The sequence below is a fragment of the Sorangium sp. So ce1014 genome (genome assembly GCF_051521505.1).
Classification (GTDB): domain Bacteria; phylum Myxococcota_A; class Polyangia; order Polyangiales; family Polyangiaceae; genus Sorangium.
Map to the genome: position 1 here is coordinate 11119046 of NZ_CP150356.1, position 19857 is coordinate 11138902.

The window sequence follows — 19857 nt, forward strand, 5'->3', positions numbered from 1 at the left end:
GAGCATCCGATGAGCTTGTCGACAGTATCCAGTTTGCCTGCATTCGACCCGTCTCCGCTGTCGTCCAGACCGACGCACGTGGCGAGCCTCGCCGCCGAGCTGGCCGAGCGCCACCGGCGGCGCGCCCTGTACGATTTCGACGATCACCCCCTGCTCGAGCGGCAGCGGCAGCGGGAGTCGAACGCCCGCACGTACCCGCGGCGCTTGCCGCTGGCGCTCTCGCGCGCGCAGGGCGTGTACGTGGAGGACGTCCTCGGGCGTGTGTTCATCGATTGTTTGGCCGGGGCTGGCACCCTGGCGCTCGGGCACAACCACCCGGCGGTGATCGAGGTCCTGGAGAGCACGTTGCGCTCCGGTCTGCCGCTGCACGCGCTCGATTTCACCACGCCGGTCAAGGACCGCTTCATGCAAGACGTGCTCGGCGTGCTGCCGGTCAGCGTCGCCCGCCATGCGCGGATCCAGTTCTGCGGCCCCACCGGGGCTGACGCCGTGGAAGCTGCGCTGAAGCTGGTCAAGACGGCCACCGGGCGCGGGACGGTGCTCGCATTTCAGGGTGCGTATCACGGCATGACGCACGGCGCGCTCACCCTGATGGGCAATCTCGGGCCCAAGGTCGCGCTCGGCTCCAGCCTGCAAGGCGTGCAGTTCCTGCCGTATCCGTACGAGTACCGCTGCCCGTTCGGGCTCGGCGGCAATGCTGGCATCGCGGCCTCGCTCGCGTACATCGACAACCTGCTGTCCGATCCGGAGAGCGGCGTGCCCAAGCCTGCGGCCATCATTCTTGAAGCGATCCAGGGCGAGGGGGGCATGATCCCGGCGCCGCCGGCCTGGTTGAAGGGGCTGCGGGGGCTGGCGACGCGCCATGACATCCCCTTGATCCTCGACGAGGTGCAGTCGGGGTTCGGCCGCACCGGGCGCATGTTCGCGTTCGAGCACGCCGGCATCGAGCCGGACGTGCTGGTCCTCTCCAAGGCGCTTGGCGGCGGGCTGCCGATGTCGGTGGTGGTGTATCACGAGCGCTTCGACACCTGGCGACCGGGCGCCCACGCGGGCACGTTTCGCGGCAACCAGCTCGCGATGGCGGCGGGCTCGGCCACGATCTCGGTCCTGCGCGCCGAGCGCCTCGACGCGGCGGCCGCGGAGCTCGGCGCGCGGCTCCAGCTGCAGCTTGCGGCGCTCGGCAAGGAGCTCGCGTGCATCGGCGAGGTGCGCGGGCGCGGCCTGATGATCGGCGTGGAGCTCGTCGACGCGGCGGCCATGCCCGACGCGCTCGGGGCGCGCCCTGCCCACTCCGATCTCGCCGCGCGGGTGCAGCGCGAGTGCCTGCGGCGGGGGCTCATCGTGGAGCTCGGCGGCCGCCACGGGAGCGTTGTGCGGTTCCTCCCGCCGCTCATCATCACGGCGGCTCAGATCGACGAGGTGGCGAGGCTCTTCGGTCAGGCGCTCGCGGCGTCCTGCCAGTAGCTGCCCGGGGCCTCCTCCTGGGGCGGAGGGGCCGGGGCCGCGGGTGTCTGGCCGCGCGTCGGCCGCGGGTGTCTGGCCGCGCGTCGGCCGCGGGTGTCTGGCCGCGCGTCGCGCCGCGGGTGTCTGGCCGCGCGTCGCGCCGCGGGTGTCTGGCCGCGCGTCTCAGCGCTGCGTGCGGCCGAGAACGAACCGGCTGCTCGCCGGCTCGGCGGAAGACGTCGTCCACACGAGCGCGGCGCCGTCGCCCGCCAGCGTTCGAGGCTCATCGACAAGCGGGCGAAGAGGATCGTGTCGTCGAAGCTCAGCCATGCCGCGGCGAGGCCCTGTTCGTCGCTCGCCATCGCGATGTCGCCGACGTTGTACCCGTCGATGCGCGGCCGCGCGCACGCGAGCTGGTGGGGTGCCCCGAGGCGAGAGTCGCAGTCACGGATATCGATCGAGCAGACGTCGCTGCATGCGAGGCCGCCTCCCGTGTATCCGAGCGATCTGCACGTCTCGCTGACGTCGCCGTCGCACGCCTTGGTCACGTCGCTGCACTGACCGGGCTGCCATCGGAGCCAGAGCAAACCTCGCACGTATCCTGCACACCATCGCCGCAGCGCTGCGCGTCGGTATCGCACACAGCGGAGAGCTCGCACAGTGACACACGACCGAGCCGTGTTTGCAGCGCATTCTGTGTCTTGTAGCGACAGGGATGCGCGAAAGGAGGGGCGTGCTCAAACAAGAGCAGAGTCCGCGCGATCCGTCGCGAAACGCCAAGGATTGTGACGAGAGCCGGCCCGATGTCGCGCCCGATCCTGCGCCGCGTTGGGTTCCAGGAGCGCGCCGAGCTCGATTTCCTCGTGGATCGATTCGGCTGACGCGGGAGCTCGGCTTGGGTGCGAGGGGCCTTGAGGCTCTCGTCACCACGCGGTCGCGCGCTCAGGAGTCGCTTGTGGCGAGGAGCTCCCTGGCGTCGCTGACGACCGCGGCACGGCGTACCCAGCGGTCCAGCTCGGCGATATCGGTGCTCGCGAGGACGCGCTCCCGCACCTCGGCGGAGACCTCCAGGCCGCGGGCTTCGAGGAAGGCGAGCACGTCGTGTGCCTTGGCCTCGATCTGCCCTTTCGCCACATAGCTGCGCGCGAATTCACTCTGAAACTGGTACCCGCTCTTCATCATCGCCTCCAACGTCCGCCTCGCCGCTGCGTTCAGCGAGGATAGCACCACGTCCCCGTACAAGGCCCGGCGCTCCTCATCGAGCCCGGCTGCCGCCGCCAGGAACGCCACGCCGATTGCCTCCGCCGCCTCGCCCTGCCCGTGCGCCATCGCCGAGAGCACGGACACCTCGGGCGCCGCCTTCGCCTGCTCGGCGTCCGTGACGACCGGGACACCCTCGGGCCCGAGCACCAGCGGCGTCAGCGTCCAGCCAGGATGGCCCGTCTCGATCGGCCGCGAGCACCACCGCACCATGCTCGCGTCGATCGTCACGACGAGCAGCCGGGCCGGGCAGCGGTGCCGGGCCCTCGTCTGGACGACATACACCGGCCAGACATACGGTTTGTCCGGATCCACGCCGAGCTGGACCTCGACGACGATCGCCATCGCGGGCCGCTGCTGCTCGCCGACCAGCAGCACGACGATGACGTCCGCCCTCCGGTCCGAGGGCATCACCTCCGTCAGGTCGGAGGACTCGACGCGCGCCTCCGTGAAGGCCGGTACCGGCTGGCCGAGCGCGTCTTGCAGCATCTCGGCGGCCAGCGTCGGCCGGTTCTTGAACAGCTCCACCAGGGCTTCGTGGGTTACTGAGGGCATCGGTAGTCTCTCGGTCATTTGCAGTCATACTGGATTCAAGCGGCCTCTCTGGCTCTTGTGGACGGTTCCACAGGGGCCCGAGCAGCCACCTCCCAGTTCTAAATTCCGAGCAGACCGGTGAGGTCGTCACGCCTTGTGACCTGCGTGTGCCCCGACGGCGGACACGGGGCTCCAGGAGAGGGATCTCGGGGGTAAGAGAAGAACTGATCCCGCGACGGGACCTGACGCGATCGGAGCTCCACAGCGAGCACCTGTAGCGCTCCCTGTCGATGATGCGATGATGCGACGATGCCTGGATGCCGCCCTTCGCTCGGGCAGGCGATGGGCCGACCATCACACCCGCGATCGACACCCGCTCACCGGCGCGATGGCCATCAGCCGGCCCGAAGACGAGGAGGCGCGAACCTCAGGAGCCGGTCGTGGTGAGGAGCTCCCGGGCGTCGCTGACGACCGCGGCGCGGCGTACCCAGCGGTCCAGCTCGGCGATATCGGTGCTCGCGAGGACGCGCTCCCGCACCTCGACGGGGACCTCCAGGCCGCGGGCCTCGAGGAAGGCGAGCACGGCCTGCGCCTTGGCTTCCAGGAGCCCTTCCTGCCGGCCCTCCTGCCTACCCTTGGCCACGTAGCTACGCGCGAACTCGCTCTGAAACTCGTATCCGCTCTTCACCATCGCCTCCAACGTCCGCCTCGCCGCTGCGTTCAGCGAGGATAGCACCACGTCCCCGTACAAGGCCCGGCGCTCCTCATCGAGCCCGGCTGCCGCCGCCAGGAACGCCCCGAGCACCACCGCGCCATCGCCGCGTCGATCGTCACGATCAGCAGCCACCTCTCATTTCTAAATTCCGAGCAGACCGGCAGTTTCGTCACGCCTTGTGACCTGCGTGTGCCCCGACGTCAGAGCACCGGGCTCCACGAGAGGGCTCTCGGGGCCACGCGAGGAGCTGATCCCGCGAAGCGCTCCGTCGCGCTAACCGCCGCTCCTCGGCAGGAGCGCGCCGCGCACCGCGCGCAGCCCCTCTGGCAAGCTCGCGTAGCGCGGGATCCCATACCGCTCGCACACCACATCCACGTTGCCTTTGCGCCAGAACGCCTCCGGGCAGACGACATGCATCTTCCCGGTGCGGCCGAACAGGCCGAGCTCCAGCAGGCTGATCGGCGCCTTCGAGCCCGGCGCGAGGTACATCAGGATGACGTCCGCCTCCTCGAGCCCGCGAAGCTCCCACGCCACCTGCTCGACGAAGCTCGGGTTATCGAGGCTCTGCGCCCAGTCCGGCTCCCACCGCTCCCGCCGCGGGTTGAGGATCATCACGTCGAGATCGGCGAGCTCCTGCACGACGCCCGCCTGCCACGGCTCGGCCTGGCCGTTATCGATGGATCCGGCAAGAAAGAGCTTCGGAGTCGTCGCGCCGTCGAACGGCCGCGGCGCCAGCACCTCGATCATGAGAAAGACCTCGCCGATGAGAGCCCGTTGTGAGAACCCGTTGACCTCGCCCGCGCCGCGCTGATCCGCCGCGTCACCCGGCCGGACCGCGGCTCCCCTCCCCGTGGCCGCAGCCTCGCTTCGGCGCCGGCTCGCCCTTCGCCGGTGCCGGCGGTACCGGGCCGCACGAGCAGTCGAGGCAGCCGTGCTCGGCGCAGGTCCCGCACGACGCGGCCACCTGCTTGCGGAGGGCCTCGCGGGCGCGGAAGAGGCGCACCGCCGCGTTGTTCGCGGTGATCGACGCCTCCTCGGCGAAGGCCTGGACCGACAGCCCGTCGACCTCCACGCGCTGGAGCGCGGCGGCGTACTCGGGCTTCAGCGTCGTGGCCAGCGTCCGGACGCACTGGCACACGGTGCGATGCTCCACCTGGGGTTCGGCCACCTCGTCGAGCTCGGCGGCCAGCGCGGCCATCGCTCGCTCCGACGCCCCCTTTCGCCGGAAATAGTCCACCACGGCGTTCCGCAGCGTCCGATAGAACCACGCCGTGGCGGACTCGTCATTGCGCAGGCTGTCAATGCGGCCGATGCCCCGCACGAACGCGTCCTGCAGGATGTCCTCGGCGACCGCCCGGTCGCCGACCTTGCGCTCCAGGAAACGCAGGAACTCCCGGTGGCTCTCGACAAGGGTCGCGACGACCGCTGCCGAACCCGCAGCCTCGGCGCCTTCCGTCGCACGCTCGGCGCCTTCCAAGGTTCGCTCGGGCTCGCTCATGACGCACCAGGCTATCCTCGAGGCCCGCCTTTCGCCACCCGCCACACCGCCACCTCGCCCGCCGCCACCACGCCTTCCGCGCCACCCCGCCACCCCGCCACCCCGCCACCGCGCCGCGCCGCGCCGCGCCGCGACGCGAGCGCCCCGGGAGCCGCGTCACAAAGGGATGGCCGGCGTGACCGGCCGGGTCACAATGTCCTCCTCACCAGGAACTTGGAGGTCGACGTGATGCTTCAGAGGGTGCTCGTCCTGTCCAGCGTGGGACTTGTGTCGGCCTGCTCCGGGGCAGACCCGGACGTCGCGCCGACGTCCGCGCTGGCCTGCCAGGCCTCACCGGATTGCGCCCCTGCGCCAGAAACACCCCTGTGCGACCAGGTGCGCGGCGAGTGCGTCGCCCTCCCGCCTGGATCCCCGATCGGCGTGAAGGACGGCAGTCCGTCGTCGGTCGCGCTCGTGCCCGTCCACGAGCCGGACAGGCCGCGTGAGCCGACCGACCTCGACTTCAACCCCGAGCGGCCCGAAGAGCTCTGGGTCGTCAACCGCAAGGACGACAGCGTGATCATCATCACGAGGCCCGGCGCGCCGGACAGCACGTCGATCCGCCTCCGTGACCCCGCCGCAACGCACTTCATGGACCGCCCGCCGGCGATCGCCTTTGGCGACGCAGGCACGTTCGGGGTCTGCGGCGACAACGACAACGGCGGCAATGACTTCATGGGTCCGTCGCTCTTCTCGTCGGACCTCACGATCTTCGCGGAAACGACGCCCCACGGCCTCGGCTCGCACCTCGACATGCTCCACTCCAGCCCCTTCTGCAAGGGCATCGCGCACGAGGCGTTCAACGTCTACTGGGTCTTCAACAACCACGACCTCGCGCTCGACCGGTACAACTTCGCCCGCGATCACGGCCCCGGGAACGACGACCACGCCGACGGCGAGATCTACCGCTATGCCGCCGGCGAGGTGCTCGGGATCGACGAGGCGCCGAGCCACATCGTCTACAACGCCGAGGACCGGCACCTCTACGTCGCCGACACCGGTCACCGGCGGCTGCTGAAGCTGGATACAGCGAGCGGCACGCGCGGAGCGGACTTCGACGGGCAGGAGCCGGTCGAGGCGCGCAGGCACGTCGATGGGGCCACGCTTGTCGAGCTCGTCCCCCCGGGGACGCTCGAGGTGCCGAGCGGGATCGAGGTCCACGAGGGCCTCGTCTTCGCCACCGATCACGCCACGAGCCGGTTCTACGCCTTCGACCTGACAGGGCAGCTGGTACGCACCCTGGATACAGGGCTGCCAGCCGGGTCGCTCGCCGGGTTCACCTTCGGGCCGGACGGCAAGATCTACTTCACCGATCTGCTGTCGAGCCGCGTTTACCGCATCGATCCCGTCCTGTAATCGACCGACCCATCGACGACGCCCGGCGGCGCCGGCCGCCGGCCGAGCACGCGCCGCGCGAGCGCCGCGGCGGCGATCCACGCAGGGAGGACCTGGAGGACACCCGTGATCTCGAAGAGCGCGTTGTCCGGCACCTCGTACATGGGCGGCGGGAACATGCGCACAAGCACCGGCGACCCAGGGGCCAGGAAGTACAGCACATCCTTGATCACGTGGTTCTAGAAGCCCTCGTACACGCCGATCCAGGCGATCGGGACGAGCGCCAGCAGGACTCCGGCGTCGTGGCGCGGAGGCTCGGCGTCACGCGAATGCTCGTGTGCGCCTCGCCGGAGTACCTGCGCCGGAGCGGGGCGCCGGCGACGCCGGAGGACCTCCAGCAGCACCGCTGCCTCGGGTTCGTCCGCGAGAGCCGTGTCGTGCCATGGCGCTTCCGCGCAGAGAGCGGGGCGCTCCGGTTCGAGCCGACCGGCTCTCTCAGCGTCAACGACGGCGACGCGCTGAAGGCGCTCGCCGTCAACGACGGCGACGCGCTGAAGGCGCTCGCCGTGGCCGGCGCCGGGCTCGCCTGGGTCTTCGACTTCATAATCGCGCCCGAGCTCGCGTCGGGCGCGCTGGTCACCGTGCTCGACGAGTTCGCCGTCGACGAGCGCCCGATCCACGCGCTCTACCAGAGCCCGCGGCACGCCATCCCCAGGGTGCGGGTGTTCCTGGACTTCGCCTCCACGCTGCTCGAGCCCGCGCTCCCCTGAGGGTCGTGGTCACGTTGGCCCGGAAAGAGCTCACAGGAAGGCGGGAAGGCCGGAAGATGATCGTTCTTTCCGCCTTCGCGCCTTCCTCCTCGAGTCTGATCACCACCCCTCGAGCTCGGTAACACCGCCTTCTGGGACGCGATCTACGGCGCGGTTGATGCGAGGCGCACGCAAGGGTCTCCGAGCAGCAGCCAGCCCGTCGCGTCGTGGTGGCGAATCCAGGCATTGACGATCTGCTGAGGAGTGCTCGGATGACGCGCGTCCAGGGCCTCGAGCAGGTCGGCGCTGGCGGCGCTCGCCTGAGACCAGAAGGTGGACATGGCCTGTCCCACCGTTCCGAACCCGCCCAGCGTCCAGTCGGCAAAGTCCTCGAATGCCCGAGGCCCGTCGAAACCGGCGAACGAACCAACCGTGGCCCGGTCCAGATGCCCGACGAACGCCAGCGGCCCCTCGTCGTGACCGAGCAAGAGGCGCGGCAAGGGGGCGAGCCGTGGCACCTCGGGCGGGCCATCGCGCCTGGCGATGAGCTGGACGATGGCGCTTTCCTCGGGGATCCCGGCGCTGAAGCACGCAAACGCGAAGAAGACCGCGCCAGGCGCGAATGGCACGCCGTGCTTCACCCGATCGACCGAGAGCGGCAGGCCATCGGTCGCGGAGTATTCGACATCGGTGAGCGCGCCCCAGAGGCGTGGTTCGGGGGGGTATTCAATCCCATGAGAGCAGGTGAGCACCAGCGCGGGGCGCCCGTCGCGCAGTGCCTCGCAGAGCCGTCCCGTGGTCGCGTCGCCGCCAAGCAACGAAAGCGGCGCTTGCACCGAAGGGACGAGCCGCTGGATTCCGGTCTTGACGTAGTCGAGAAATGGGGTCGCGAGCTGGTCGAAGCTGCGGCGAGTGGCCTTATCTTTCTTGAACGCGTACACAAGGGCCTTGCGGTCAACCCGCGATTGACCGGTCGCATACCGCGTCACCTTTTCCGCGTAGCGCCGGACCGCCCGCCACGAGAGCGCGCCGAGGGGATCGTCCGCAGCGTCGAGCAGGCCGACGATCCTCTCCGAGCTCCACTTGCGGACGACCTCGAAGGGGAAGCGGTCGGGTCCGCCCACGAGGAGCAGGTGGTGCGGCGGCCTTCCGGTCACCTCGCGCAACGCCTCTTCCCAGAGCGCTGGCGTGCTCGCGGGCGGTCGCTCGATCGCGACGAGGCCAGCCGGTCGGTCACCGGGAGCCTGGCCGGACGCCTCGAATGCGATTCCTTCCTGCTGCCGCAGCCGGAGGAGCGGCGCGAGCGAGTCCTTCGCCTGCGCTTCGTCCTCGCGCAGCACCACAGCCGCCCACCGGCCAATCGCGGGCTCGAAGGGATCCTTCACCGGGACAGGGGCGCGAAAGACCCTCCCCGGCTCGAGCATGCGAGTGAGCTCCGCTTTATCAACGACACCGACCCGCCGCCGGAGCTCTGTGAGCGCGGCGGGGAGCTCGAAGACGCTCGACGAAGCTGCCTCGCCTCTGCCCCCGCGGGTGCGCCCGCGCTGGCTCGCAGCGAGTAGCTTCTCCGCCGCGTCATCGTCGTCGATCGTGATCTCGACCGGCCCAACGCCGGGCCGGAAGCTCGTAAAATCCAGGGTCGTCACTGGCATCTCCTCGGAGCTCCGGCGGGGCGGAGCGCTGGTGCCCGTGCGTCAAACGACAAGCAGCGAGACGGGATCGTTTGCTTCACCAAGGACGTTGTACCGCTGGAGACCGATGGGCCTTCCCTCGTGGAGCTGCGCGACGACGTACCCGTACACAGCAAAGTGGGACTCTCGGCTGTGCTTGTACGCGCCGACATCATCCACGTGGATGAAGTGAATTGGCGCCTTCGCCCGGAGCTTCCAGCGATTGATCTCCACAGGAGCGAAGCTGTCCTCGGGATCGAACGCTCCCTCCGCCGTCAGCTCCTCGAAGGCGGCTTCGAGCACGGCCTCGGCGTGCGCCGTGCGCTCGGCGCCGTCGAGCCCGCGAGCGTCGGCGCTGCTCTCGATGACATTGACGAGGGTGTCCACCTGGCGCGCCTTGAGGAGCTGTTTTGCCGTCTTCACCTCGGAGGGCGGCGGGACGGGCTGCCCTGGCGGGACGCTGGATGAATACGTCTGTAGAGCCCGGATCTCGGAGAAGATATCGGCACCTTTCCCGTAGCTCTCGACCCAGTTCTCGTTATCGTGGCCCATGATGAGGCAATGGACTTGGTGGTCGAGGAGGACGGAGAGGAGCTTCCGGGTCTCCTCGAGGTGGCCCGGGTCGTTGGGGCGCTTCATCCACTCTTGCTGCCAGGTCGACGCATTGCTGCCCACGTAGCGCGCATAGGCGATCGCGATATCGACGAGGTTGTCGTACCTGTACGGGCGAACGTCGCTGTAATAGCCGAGCGCCGCGCCCTCGCTCCCACCGCGGGGATCGTGGTGCATGAACACGACCGCGTGCCTGTGGGCGGCCGACGCGTCTTCCAGCTCGTCCTCGAGCCAGCCTCGCTGCTCGGCGCGGACGAACCCGCCCCAGTTAGCCACGACCGCGTGATAGCCCAGGCGCTCGGCGCGCGTGAGCTCGAAGCTGTTCATGCAAATGTAGCGCGTCTTGCCCCAGTCAAACGCGAAGTATAGTGGCCCGATCGTGCGCCGGAAGTGGTGGATCCCGTCGTAGGCGACCTCATTGGCCGGGTCGGGCTCGAGGTAGGCCTCGCTCGGCGTGCCTTCCGCGTAGCTGGCGTATGCGGCCATTCCGTCGTGGTTCCCAGGTACGAGCACGAGGGGCTTGTTCAGCCGCGGGAGGAGCCTCTTCGCGAGGTCGCCGAACTCCGCGATATAATAGGAATGCACCGGGCCGGGGCGGGCTCTCACGACGAGCTTGAGCATGTTGAGCTTGCTCTTCACGCCGTTATCGCAGCCGTCGCCGATGAGCGCGACCCAGGCGATGTCGTCGCGGGCGTTGATGGCGGTGATGAAGCGCTCCAGGCACGCAGCGTTATCGACGTGGTACTGGCTGTCGCCGCAGAAGACGACCTTCTCGTCGCCCGTGATCTCGGCGTAGACGCGGACGGCATTCGGCTGCGTCTCGGAGGCGGTGACGGCGTTCGGCTGCGTCTCGGAGGCGGTGGAGCGGACGGCGAGATCGTAGAGAGCGGGCCGGACGGACGAGAGGTCGAGATCGATCTGCCAGAGCGTGCGCCTCTTGCGCTTCGGCGACGCGGGGCCGAGCCCGAGGGCGACGGGCGCCGAGGCCGGCGTGAGCGGCTGCTCGGGGGTGCTCCCGTGGCGATCGACGAGAGCGACCTTCACGCTGGAAGGATCGTCCCCTTCGGGGAGGCTGAGCCACACGGTGAGCGGCGACGCGGGGGTCAGGAGCGCCGGGCAGCCAAGGGTGGGGTAATGGATGCAATCAATGGTTGCATCGATGCTCATCGTCTGGGCGTCGTCATTGATCGCGGGATCGGCGTAATGGCGGAGCGTCTCGGGGAGGGGGCGGTGGCGGGCTGGCATCAGGGCCTCGGCGCAGGGACATCAGAGGGTGAGGAGCTCGGTGGGGGTGACATCTCAAAATTGGGCGGGTCCCATCGATTTTGCGAACGATAGACGTCTGTCCGCTCGGGATCCATGAACGCAATTACGGCTTGTGCGCCGGTCGCGCCCGAGTCGTCATCGTCGCAGGTGAGCTTGAAGGTTCCGAACGCTGACCCCCCGGAGGGGCCATCGGGGACCGCAACCGCCTCCGCAAAGCGCATCGCCGTGTAATCCACGGCACAATTCGCATCCACTTTCGGGCCCCCGTTATAGCATTCCCATTTGTCAGAGGGGAGACTCAGTCGGCATCCGGCTTGCCAAACCAGAACCGGTTCAGTGGGGAAGTGAAGCTTGAGATCGGCATTCCACGCACTAGATTCCTTCGATTTAGCGAGCTTGACGATCGCGAAGTGATTCGGTTTCGGGTCGATGACATCACTCTCCGGGTCGACGATCTCTCCATGATTGCCTTTCACCTCCCTGAACGCCCCGAACGTGACGGGGAAGTGAGCCCGTTTGATCCAGAACGGGCGGGTCCCGCCCCAGGAGAGGAGCATCGCAAACTGCCTGTCGTCTCCTCCGCGGAGCTCGATCAGCTGGGGGCCGCTCGTTCGAACGTTCAGCCACTTCCCGCTCCTCCAGTCGCGATCGAAGGATTTAGAAACGGCCGCGTCTGGTGCGTCAATATCTACGACATCGGCCCACCACTTGAGCGGATACTCGCGAAGAATAACGACGAGGAGCGCGACGGCCGCGAGGGTGGGGCCGAGGAGCGCGAGGCGCCGCGCGCGCTGTGAAGAGGGTCGAGCTGTGTCCCCGAGACCGGCATGCCCGACGCGCGCGAGCGCGCCGCTGATCGCGGCCGACGCGCAGCTGACCCACGTAAACGCCATATAAACAAGCACCAACCACCCGTCGTCAGATCTCCTTGTCAGAAGCGTGGCACCGGCCACGATCCACAGCATCATGGGGACGGGCGCTGAGCCTGCGATGATCCAGAGACGAGTATGCAGAGCGCGCCAGCCCGTGCCCGCAAAAACGTATTCCAATATACGGACGGAGATGGCAGTGACGCAGAGGCACGCTGCGCCGAGCGCCAAGAAAATACCCGCAAGCAACCCAGCGTCATCGGAGAGCAAGATCGCGCTGGTTCCTGCGGGAATTACGATGAAAGTCCCCAGGAAGACCGCAGCCTCGATCGGGCCGCGTAGCGTCGCGAGCCATGATATCGGGCGGCGCGCCGCGCGTCTGCGCGCGAGCGCGCTGGCCACCGTGCGTCCCCAGAGCGCGCCCAGCAAGGCCGATAGAACGATCGTGAAGATACCGAACACGAGAATGAACTCGTCCATTTCGTCGCCACTGAGCCAGGACAGAACGAGCACGAGACCTGGAATGGCGATCATGCTCGCCACCCATATGGCCATGCGTGCGCCCTCCCACATACCTTCGATCCCCGCGAGACTGATGGCCACCTTGGCTTGCTTGATGCGCTCGCGCTGGTCGCGGCGCTGCGCCTCTTTCCGGTCACTCGCCGAGATCTTCACCCGAGCCGACGGCACATCGAGGAGCGCCGCGAGCACCCGAAGGGCCTCCGGGCGCTCCTTTTCGTTGGAGAGCGCCCTTTGCAGGGACGAGATCTCTTCGTCGCCCGCCACCTTCACGAGGGCCGCCGTGGCCGTCTCCCGCGCGGCCACGTCCTTTGCGTAGAGCGCGCGCTCGAGGCATTTCGCGCGAATCCGAGGCTCGCTCATCTGAAGCGCGCCCACAGCGGAGAGCGTCGCGCGCTCGGTCTCCGGGGCCGACATCATCTCCAGAAGGATTTCCGCCGCGTTCTGCTTGATTTCCGCCGCGTTCTGCTTGGTGAAGTCCTCGTAGGCGCTCGACCAGAATGAGACCTCGTGCTCGGTCGCGACCGCGCTGCGGAAGAGCATCAGCAGCTCGTCAGCGTTGAAGCGGAGGCGGCTGCGGAACGGATCGACTAGGCCGATGAGCTGCTCTTTGCTCAGCAGGGTCGCTCTCGCGACGCCTTCCGACAGGCCCCTGCTGAGCTGCCGCACGACCTCACGCATGAAGCGGATGCGCAAGAAACGGGGATCTCGGCCGAGCCACGCGGGAAGCGCGCGGGCGAGCCGATCGTGAACGAGCTCATACCAGGGCTCACCGGCTGTCTCGTATCTGCGCACCAGCTTCTTCGCGACGAGCCTGTCGAGCAGCGCCTGGACTTCGTCGCTGGACGCCATGAGGCCCGAGGAGAGAAGGCCGGGCACGGTCGCCGGGCGCTTCGTCGCGAGGGCCGTCGTCATCTCGTGGAGCACGAGGGATAAGACGAGCTGCTCTTCGCTCTCCAACCCGGAAAAGAGCTCGCTCAAGAGCAGGCGGAAGACACCCTCAGCGCCGCCCGTAGCCTGGTAGTCATCGAGCGTGAGCGACGGCGCGTCGGGCTGCCTCAGCTCGGCGCGGCGGTAGACGTCGCTGCACACGATCTGCAAGAGCAGCGGATCGACGACCCCGTCCTCCTCGAGGTAGCCCTCGGGCACCTCGGTGAGATCGGCGGCGCAGCGGTCGACGAGCTCGGGCGCGTAGCGGATTTTGTCCCGAACGAGCGGCCGGACGATGGCGGTGCGCGCCCCGAACGGCGAGAGGCCGCGGAGGCGGAAGCGGTAGTCGAGTAACGTCGAGAGCCGGGGGTGCGCGTTGTCGAGTTTGTGGAGGTAGTCCTCGCGCAGGGCGAGCACGAGCCGCAGGGGGAGAGCCTCGTCGTCGATGGCCTCCACAAGGCCGTCCCAGAGGGGCAGGCGCTCTGCCGCGTCGAAGCGCGTGAAGAGCTCTTCAACCTGGTCGATGACCAGTACCACGGGCGGAAGGGCTATCGCGGTCGCGTTGCTCACGCCGCCTGCGCGGGCGTCTCCCAGGCTCGGGCGCTCGGCGCGCTCTCGCTCGATCAGCCGCTGTATTCCGGCCCGCAGGGGCTCGCGCGGCTCGGCGCCCGCGGCGGTCCACACGTCGCTCCTCGGCGAGCGGAGGGGGCGCACGTAGACAGCACGGTAGCGCCGCTCTTTCTCCAGCGTCGGGACGACGCCCGCACAGAGCAGCGAGGTCTTGCCCACGCCGGAGGGGCCGTAGAGCACGAGCGTGGGGCTCGCGGTGATGCGCGTCGCGACGTCATCGATCTCCTCCTCGCGGCCGGCGAAGACCGCGGCATCGGCGTCGGTAAAGAAGTCGAGGCTCTTGTAGGGCTGCGCACGTGCTGAAGCGGAAGGTGTCATGGACGGCAACCGTCGTCGCCTCATAGCTGCTCCGTGATCGCGGCCACAACGTCTTCGGGCGCGGCGTTGATCCACTCCACCGCGAACGCAGACCACGCGGCCTCATCCGCCTTCGTGTGCCCGTGATGTGCGATGAAGACCGTGTTTTGCTCGTAGCTGTCGCGAGGGATCAAGGTCCAGAGCAGGTGCCTGAGCCACGGATCCCAGCTCGAGGCGCCGAGCACGAGCAGGCTGCGGCCGGCTTGCGCGGTCACGAGCCCGAAGACGGCCGAGGTCTCTCGGTCCATCCGGTTCATCGCGTCGAGCAGCCGGTCGTGATCGGCCTCGGTGAGACGCAGGGTGTTGGGCTCGGACGCCGAACCGCGCAGGTGGACGAGCAGCGGCCCGCTCTCGCTCGCCGAAGGCGCCCGCGCCTCCAGCGAGCTGACCGCGTGGTAGGCGCGCACGCTCCGCTTGAACGCCCGCTCCAGGAACCCGTCGAAGTGCGTGCACACGAAGCCAGGCACCGGCCAGGACGAGAGCCGCTCGTGGATCGCCGGGATGCGCTGCTCCTGCTCGAACACCGCCTTCACTTCCCTGAGCAGGGCGGGGCGCGCGCGCAGCTTCTCGTAATGCTGGCAGACGCGCTGAAGAACCAGGTGATCGATGCGGTGTCCGAGGGTTGTCATCGCCTGGAGGATCGACTGCTCGGGGAATTGGCACTTTTGCGCAAGGTGCTGGGCGAGTGGACCCGGAGTCCACGAGAGCGCGCCCCCGTCTCGTGTGGGCGTCACGAGCGCCGGCCCGAGCACGGGGATGCACCAGCCGCCGCGCACCGCAGTGAGGAGCTGCTCCGGGATCGCGAGGGGCGGCGGAGGCGGCCCGATCACGGGTGTTGTCGCGGCCGGTCTGACCTCCTGAGCCTGGGAGGGCACAAACAGGGTCTCGGCCTGGTGGGCCAGGAACAACACCGGGATCGCAAACGCACCGGCGGTGTCCGCCTGCTGCTTCTGCAGGAGCCTCCTGCGCCCCGCCGTGGTGGCCAGATCGACTCGGCCGCAGCGCGCAAGCTCGCCGTAGAAGGCGTCGGCGAACTCGATCGCGAGATCGTTTCGAATGGCCTGCTGCATCGCCACCACCGCGCGGACACCAGCCGCTACGAGCTCCTGCCCGAAGCCTACGAGGCCCTTCGTCTCGGCGGCAGCTCCGGAGTGACACGCGTTGAGGACGATCAACGCGGGCGGCCCTGCCTCGATCATGGAGGTGAGCGCGGCTGGGGGCATCTCATGCATCTCGTCGCCTTGGCCGTTCAGCTCTAGCGCGGGGACGCCATCTGTGCCGACGATGCCGTGGCCGATGAAATGCACGATGTCGTACGGGGCGCCGTCAGCGGCGATCTTCGCTTCGAACGCCCGACTCAGCGCGGTTGTCGTGACACGAGTGCGGAGCACGTCGCATTTGCCCCCTCGTATGGCGACGCCGCGGTCGCGGAACGCCTGGGCGATCGCCGGGATCTCGGCGTCGACCGGGAGCCCCGATCTGCCGGGGACGACGATCAGGACCGACAGGGGCGTCGCGCGAGGCCCTTTCGCCGCGGGGGCGTGGCGAGCGTGGCGAACGAGCACACGATCGTGCGCGGCGGCTGGCCGCTTGCGGCGGTCGTCGATCATCGCCTCCCACGGGATCGCCTCGTCGGCGCCGCTCACGTCGAGGCGAATCGCGAGCGGAACGTTCTCGTCGCGGAGCGGCTCCAGCTCGGCGCCGATCGTTCCCGCGCGGAGCCTCTCCCAGAGGGCGTTACCGCCATTCTGGATTTGCGCCTGAGAGGCGGTGCCAGCGGAGATGGCATCCAACGCGTACTGCATCGTCGGATCAAACCCGAACGAGACAACCTCGGTGGCCCTCGACGTTTTCTCATCGTCGACAAACAGGCGGATCCGCCGGTCCTTCGGCCGACCGATGTCCGCAGGCTCGACGCGGAACAGCAGCGTATACCTGTCACCGCTAGGCATGGAGACGCTGAAGTTACCACAGGCGTGAGCGTTCACGGCTCCGAGAAGTCGGATGCGCGAACGCCGTCTTCCCCGCAAGGTGCCGAGCGAAGGCAGCCCCCTCCGATGCGTGGGCGCGGCATAAGCAATCGATATCCTTTCGGTTCTGCGTGGAAGACGCGGGGTGCTCCGCCGCATCGCGGTCGAGCGCGGCGTTCAGCTCGCGTGCCCGAACCGCCGCAGCCGGAGGGAGCTGAGGAGCACCGAGACGCTCGACAGGCTCATGGCCGCGCTCGCGAGGACCGGCGACAGGAGCCAGCCGGTCAGCGGGTAGAGCGCGCCGGCGGCGATAGGGATGCCGACCACGTTGTAGACGAACGCCCAGAAGAGATTCCGGCGGATGGTCCGGAGCGTCGCGCGCGAGAGCCCGAGCGCGGTGGGCAGGGCGGCGATGCCGCCGCGGAGCAGCGCCACGTCGGCCGCGGCGACCGCGATGTCGGTGCCGCTCGCGACCGCGATCCCCACGTGGGCGCCGGCGAGGGCGGGCGCGTCGTTGATGCCGTCGCCGACCATCGCGACGATGCGCCCGCGCTCCCGCTCCTCGCGCACGATGCGCGCCTTGTCCTCGGGGCGCACCTCGGCGAACACCTCGTCGATCCCGAGCTGCCGCGCCACCGCGCGCGCCGTGGCCTCGCGGTCGCCCGTCACCATGGCGACCCGCACGCCGAGCCGGCGCAGCGCGGCCACGGCCTCCGCGGCCTCGGGGGTCGGCAGGTCGGCGACCGCGACGAGGCCGGCGAGCCGGCCGTCGACGGCGACGAACGACGGGGTGTTCCCCTGCGCGGCGAGGCCCTGGGCGAGCTCCTCGAGCGGCGCGGCGTCGATCCCGAGCTCGGCGAGGTACCGGGCCGTGCCGATGCGCACCTCGCGCCCGTCGACGCGGGCGACAACGCCGCGGCCGGCGTCGGCGCGGAAGCCCTCGGGCGCGGAGAGCGGGAGACCACGGGCGCGCGCGCCCTCGACAAGCGCCTTCGCGACCGGGTGCTCGCTGCCGAGCTCCGCCGACCCGACCAGGCGCAGGAGCTCGTCCTCCGGGATGCCCGCCAGCGCCTTCACCGCCGCGAGCTGCGGCCGCCCCGCGGTGAGCGTGCCCGTCTTGTCCACGAGGACTGTATCGACGCGGCTCGCGGCCTCGAGCGCCGTGCCGCCCTTCACGAGCACGCCGAGCTCGGCGCCGCGGCCGGTGCCCACGGCCACGGCCGCGGGCGTCGCGAGGCCGAGGGCGCACGGACAGGCGATCACGAGGACGGCGACGAACCGCTCGACCGCCGCGGCGAGCCCCGCCGCGGTCGGATCCGCGACGAGCCAGGCGACGAACGCGACGGCGGCGATGCCGAGGACCACCGGGACGAAGACGCCGCTCACCGTGTCGGCGAGGCGCGCGATCGGCGCCTTCGAGCCCTGCGCCTGCTCGACCGCCTCGACGATGCGGGCGAGCGCGGTGTCAGCGCCGGTCCTCGTGATCCGCACGGTGAGCTGCCCGCTCTGGTTGAGCGTGCCGCCGACCACGGGCGCCCCCGCGCCCTTGTCGACCGGGAGGCCCTCGCCGGTGAGCATCGACTCGTCGACCGCGGAGGCGCCGGAGACGACCTCGCCGTCGCTCGGCATGCGCTCTCCCGGGCGGACGCGGACGAGATCGCCGGGCGCGAGCTCGGCGGCCGGGATCTCCTCTTCCAGGTCGCCGCGCAGGCGCCGCGCCGTCCGTGGCTGGAGCGCGACGAGCCCGCGCACGGCGTCGGTGAGCCGCTTGCGGGCGCGCGTCTCGAGGAGCTTGCCGAGCAGGACGAAGGTGATGATGGCCCCCGCGGCCTCGAAGTAGACGTGCGGCTGAGCGCCGTGCCCGGCGTGGGGGAAGAGCTGCGGCGCGACGACCGCGATCGCCGAGTAGACCCACGCGGCGCCGGTCCCGAGGGCCACGAGCGTGTTCATGTCGGCCGCCCGGTGCCGGAGCGCGGCCCAGGCGAGCCGGAAGAAGCGGCGGCCGGGGCCGAAGACCACCGCGGTCGCGAGGGCGAGCTGGAGGAGGCGGCCGCCGGCGCTGTCCGCGCCCGGGATGCGGCCGTGCGACATGCCGAGGACGAGCAGCGGGACCGACAGGGCGAGCGCGACAAGGAAGTCCCGCCAGAGAGCGCGCCGCTCGCGGTCGAGGCTCTCCTCCGCGGCGTCCGCCCGGCCGGCCGGCGCGACGGCGGCGCCGGCCGGCGCGGCGGGGCGCTCCGGGACGCTGTAGCCGGCGCGCTCGATGGCGGCGACGAGCGCCTCGGCGGGCGCGACGGCGGGATCGAACGTGATTGTGGCCGTGCGGGTCACAAGGTTGACCTTCGCGTCGCGGACGCCGCCTGTCGCGAGCAGGGCGCGCTCGACGCGGCGGACGCAGGCGGCGCAGGTCATCCCCTCGACGGGCAGGTCGACGCGGCCGGCGGCGGCGTCCTCGGTGTCCTGGGGGGCGGGAACGGAGACGGATGCGGTCGACATGATCACCTCGCTGTCGACCGGCAGACGCAGGGCCGCCCCGCGCATTACGGCGCAGGCGCGGTGTAATGAGGCCGGGCCGACTGCGTCTTCGGAGGTGAGCGGCCGGTGGGTCGCCGAAAGGAAGACATCATGAAAGAGACGCTCCTCCAGGTCGGCGGGATGAGCTGCCCGTCCTGCATTCGCCACATCGACGCCGCGCTGCGCGAGCTCGACGGCGTCGCCAAGATCGACGTGCGCCTGCGCGAGGGCACCGTCGTCGTGCAGCACGACCCCGCGAGCGCGAGCGTGGACGCGCTTGTCGAGGCCGTGCGCGGGGCCGGCTACGACGTGCGCTCCCGCGCCGCCTGAGCGGCCGGATCGCCGGGGCTCGTGGCCCGAGCGCTCGGGATGACCCGAGCCCCCGGCGCCCGGGGTACCATGCCGGCATGAGCACCGCGCCCCCCCGAAGCGTGCTTCGCCGGATCACCGAGACGAGAGCCCCTGCAGCGGCTGTGCTGATCCGCCTCGCGGTGGGCAGCGTCTTCCTGTCGGAGGGGATCCAGAAGTTCCTCTTCCCGGCCGAGCTCGGCGCTGGCCGCTTCGCCAAGATCGGCCTCCCCGCGCCGGAGATCCTCGGCCCCTTCGTCGGCGCCGTCGAGATCGCCTGCGGATCGCTCGTCCTCCTCGGCCTCGCGACGCGCCTCGCGGCCGTGCCGCTGATCGTCACCATGCTTGTCGCGATCACGACGACGAAGGTTCCCCTCCTCGTGAAGCGCGGATTCTGGGCCATGGCACACGAGTCGCGCACCGACTGGGCGATGCTGCTCGGGGCGCTGTTCCTGCTGCTCGTCGGCGCGGGCGGGCTCTCGCTCGACGCGCGGCTCGCCCGGTCCGAGACCCGGCGGCGCCCCCGGTAGGGGCCGGCCGCGTGGAGCGGCGCTGGCCGCCCCTGGCACCCGCGCGTCGCCCGGCGCTGCCCGGCGGCG

At 69.8% G+C, this 19857-nt stretch carries 15 protein-coding genes and 1 pseudogene; 6 read left to right on the forward strand and 10 right to left on the reverse strand.

The features are described 5' to 3' along the window. The first annotated feature begins 9 nt into the window (after window positions 1-9). A complete protein-coding gene (locus tag WME75_RS42155; protein WP_437482997.1) occupies window positions 10-1464 on the forward strand; it encodes a diaminobutyrate--2-oxoglutarate transaminase in 1455 nt (484 codons plus the stop codon). Between the two features lie 288 nt (window positions 1465-1752). After that, the gene (locus tag WME75_RS42160; RefSeq protein WP_437483000.1) at window positions 1753-2004 is read left to right on the forward strand and encodes a hypothetical protein; all 252 of its coding nucleotides are present in this window, start codon (window positions 1753-1755) and stop codon (window positions 2002-2004) included. 381 nt (window positions 2005-2385) lie between these two features. Here WME75_RS42160 and WME75_RS42165 read toward each other — a convergent pair whose 3' ends face one another. From WME75_RS42165 to WME75_RS42180, 4 genes and pseudogenes are all read right to left on the reverse strand, one after another. Continuing rightward, window positions 2386-3258, reverse strand: a complete 873-nt coding sequence (locus WME75_RS42165) for a hypothetical protein (RefSeq protein ID WP_437483003.1) — start codon at window positions 3256-3258, stop codon at window positions 2386-2388. A gap of 406 nt (window positions 3259-3664) precedes the next feature. Further along, window positions 3665-4036 (reverse strand): annotated as a pseudogene (locus WME75_RS42170) (hypothetical protein); the annotation flags it as partial. 189 nt (window positions 4037-4225) lie between these two features. Then, on the reverse strand, window positions 4226-4699 hold the full coding sequence (locus tag WME75_RS42175; RefSeq protein ID WP_437483006.1) for a nucleoside 2-deoxyribosyltransferase domain-containing protein: 474 nt from the start codon (window positions 4697-4699) through the stop codon (window positions 4226-4228). Between the two features lie 73 nt (window positions 4700-4772). After that, a complete protein-coding gene (locus tag WME75_RS42180; RefSeq protein ID WP_437483009.1) occupies window positions 4773-5450 on the reverse strand; it encodes a sigma-70 family RNA polymerase sigma factor in 678 nt (225 codons plus the stop codon). 228 nt (window positions 5451-5678) lie between these two features. On the opposite strand from WME75_RS42180, the gene WME75_RS42185 reads away from it, so the two are divergent. After that, window positions 5679-6845: a hypothetical protein gene (locus tag WME75_RS42185; protein WP_437495033.1), complete on the forward strand. Its 1167-nt coding sequence runs from the start codon at window positions 5679-5681 to the stop codon at window positions 6843-6845. Here WME75_RS42185 and WME75_RS42190 read toward each other — a convergent pair. Next, window positions 6821-7057 (reverse strand): hypothetical protein, encoded by a 237-nt coding sequence (locus WME75_RS42190; RefSeq protein ID WP_437483012.1) that lies wholly within the window; start codon window positions 7055-7057, stop codon window positions 6821-6823. The genes WME75_RS42185 and WME75_RS42190 overlap by 25 nt on opposite strands. Here WME75_RS42190 and WME75_RS42195 point away from each other — a divergent pair, their 5' ends adjacent. Further along, window positions 7058-7594, forward strand: a complete 537-nt coding sequence (locus WME75_RS42195; protein ID WP_437483015.1) for a substrate binding domain-containing protein — start codon at window positions 7058-7060, stop codon at window positions 7592-7594. It begins immediately after the preceding gene. A 143-nt stretch (window positions 7595-7737) separates the two neighbouring features. Here WME75_RS42195 and WME75_RS42200 read toward each other — a convergent pair whose 3' ends face one another. The 5 genes from WME75_RS42200 to WME75_RS42220 form a co-directional block, all read right to left on the reverse strand. Continuing rightward, window positions 7738-8958 (reverse strand): hypothetical protein, encoded by a 1221-nt coding sequence (locus WME75_RS42200; protein WP_437483017.1) that lies wholly within the window; start codon window positions 8956-8958, stop codon window positions 7738-7740. 309 nt (window positions 8959-9267) lie between these two features. Beyond that, window positions 9268-11022 (reverse strand): metallophosphoesterase family protein, encoded by a 1755-nt coding sequence (locus WME75_RS42205; RefSeq protein WP_437483020.1) that lies wholly within the window; start codon window positions 11020-11022, stop codon window positions 9268-9270. 77 nt (window positions 11023-11099) lie between these two features. Further along, window positions 11100-14387, reverse strand: coding sequence for an nSTAND1 domain-containing NTPase (locus WME75_RS42210; RefSeq protein WP_437483022.1), 3288 nt, complete (start codon window positions 14385-14387; stop codon window positions 11100-11102). 20 nt (window positions 14388-14407) lie between these two features. Then, window positions 14408-16231 carry a CHAT domain-containing protein gene (locus WME75_RS42215; RefSeq protein WP_437483025.1) on the reverse strand — a complete coding sequence of 608 codons (1824 nt, stop codon included), beginning with the start codon at window positions 16229-16231 and terminating at the stop codon, window positions 14408-14410. A gap of 342 nt (window positions 16232-16573) precedes the next feature. After that, on the reverse strand, window positions 16574-18892 hold the full coding sequence (locus WME75_RS42220) for a heavy metal translocating P-type ATPase (RefSeq protein ID WP_437483028.1): 2319 nt from the start codon (window positions 18890-18892) through the stop codon (window positions 16574-16576). Window positions 18893-19021: 129 nt separating this feature from the next. Between WME75_RS42220 and WME75_RS42225 the strand changes: the two genes are divergently transcribed. After that, window positions 19022-19240, forward strand: a complete 219-nt coding sequence (locus tag WME75_RS42225) for a heavy-metal-associated domain-containing protein (RefSeq protein ID WP_437483031.1) — start codon at window positions 19022-19024, stop codon at window positions 19238-19240. A 77-nt stretch (window positions 19241-19317) separates the two neighbouring features. Beyond that, window positions 19318-19788, forward strand: coding sequence for a DoxX family protein (locus WME75_RS42230; protein ID WP_437483032.1), 471 nt, complete (start codon window positions 19318-19320; stop codon window positions 19786-19788). Window positions 19789-19857 lie beyond the last annotated feature (69 nt).

What these genes read in the sequence shown, in the direction of transcription:
- WME75_RS42155 (WP_437482997.1), top strand. Translation starts at nt 10, where the DNA reads ATGAGCTTGTCGACAGTATCCAGTTTGCCTGCATTCGACCCGTCTCCG.
- WME75_RS42165 (WP_437483003.1), bottom strand. Translation starts at nt 3,258, where the DNA reads ATGCCCTCAGTAACCCACGAAGCCCTGGTGGAGCTGTTCAAGAACCGG.
- WME75_RS42175 (WP_437483006.1), bottom strand. Translation starts at nt 4,699, where the DNA reads ATGATCGAGGTGCTGGCGCCGCGGCCGTTCGACGGCGCGACGACTCCG.
- WME75_RS42180 (WP_437483009.1), bottom strand. Translation starts at nt 5,450, where the DNA reads ATGAGCGAGCCCGAGCGAACCTTGGAAGGCGCCGAGCGTGCGACGGAA.
- WME75_RS42185 (WP_437495033.1), top strand. Translation starts at nt 5,679, where the DNA reads ATGCTTCAGAGGGTGCTCGTCCTGTCCAGCGTGGGACTTGTGTCGGCC.
- WME75_RS42205 (WP_437483020.1), bottom strand. Translation starts at nt 11,022, where the DNA reads ATGAGCATCGATGCAACCATTGATTGCATCCATTACCCCACCCTTGGC.
- WME75_RS42210 (WP_437483022.1), bottom strand. Translation starts at nt 14,387, where the DNA reads ATGACACCTTCCGCTTCAGCACGTGCGCAGCCCTACAAGAGCCTCGAC.
- WME75_RS42215 (WP_437483025.1), bottom strand. Translation starts at nt 16,231, where the DNA reads ATGCAGTACGCGTTGGATGCCATCTCCGCTGGCACCGCCTCTCAGGCG.
- WME75_RS42220 (WP_437483028.1), bottom strand. Translation starts at nt 18,892, where the DNA reads ATGTCGACCGCATCCGTCTCCGTTCCCGCCCCCCAGGACACCGAGGAC.
- WME75_RS42225 (WP_437483031.1), top strand. Translation starts at nt 19,022, where the DNA reads ATGAAAGAGACGCTCCTCCAGGTCGGCGGGATGAGCTGCCCGTCCTGC.
- WME75_RS42230 (WP_437483032.1), top strand. Translation starts at nt 19,318, where the DNA reads ATGAGCACCGCGCCCCCCCGAAGCGTGCTTCGCCGGATCACCGAGACG.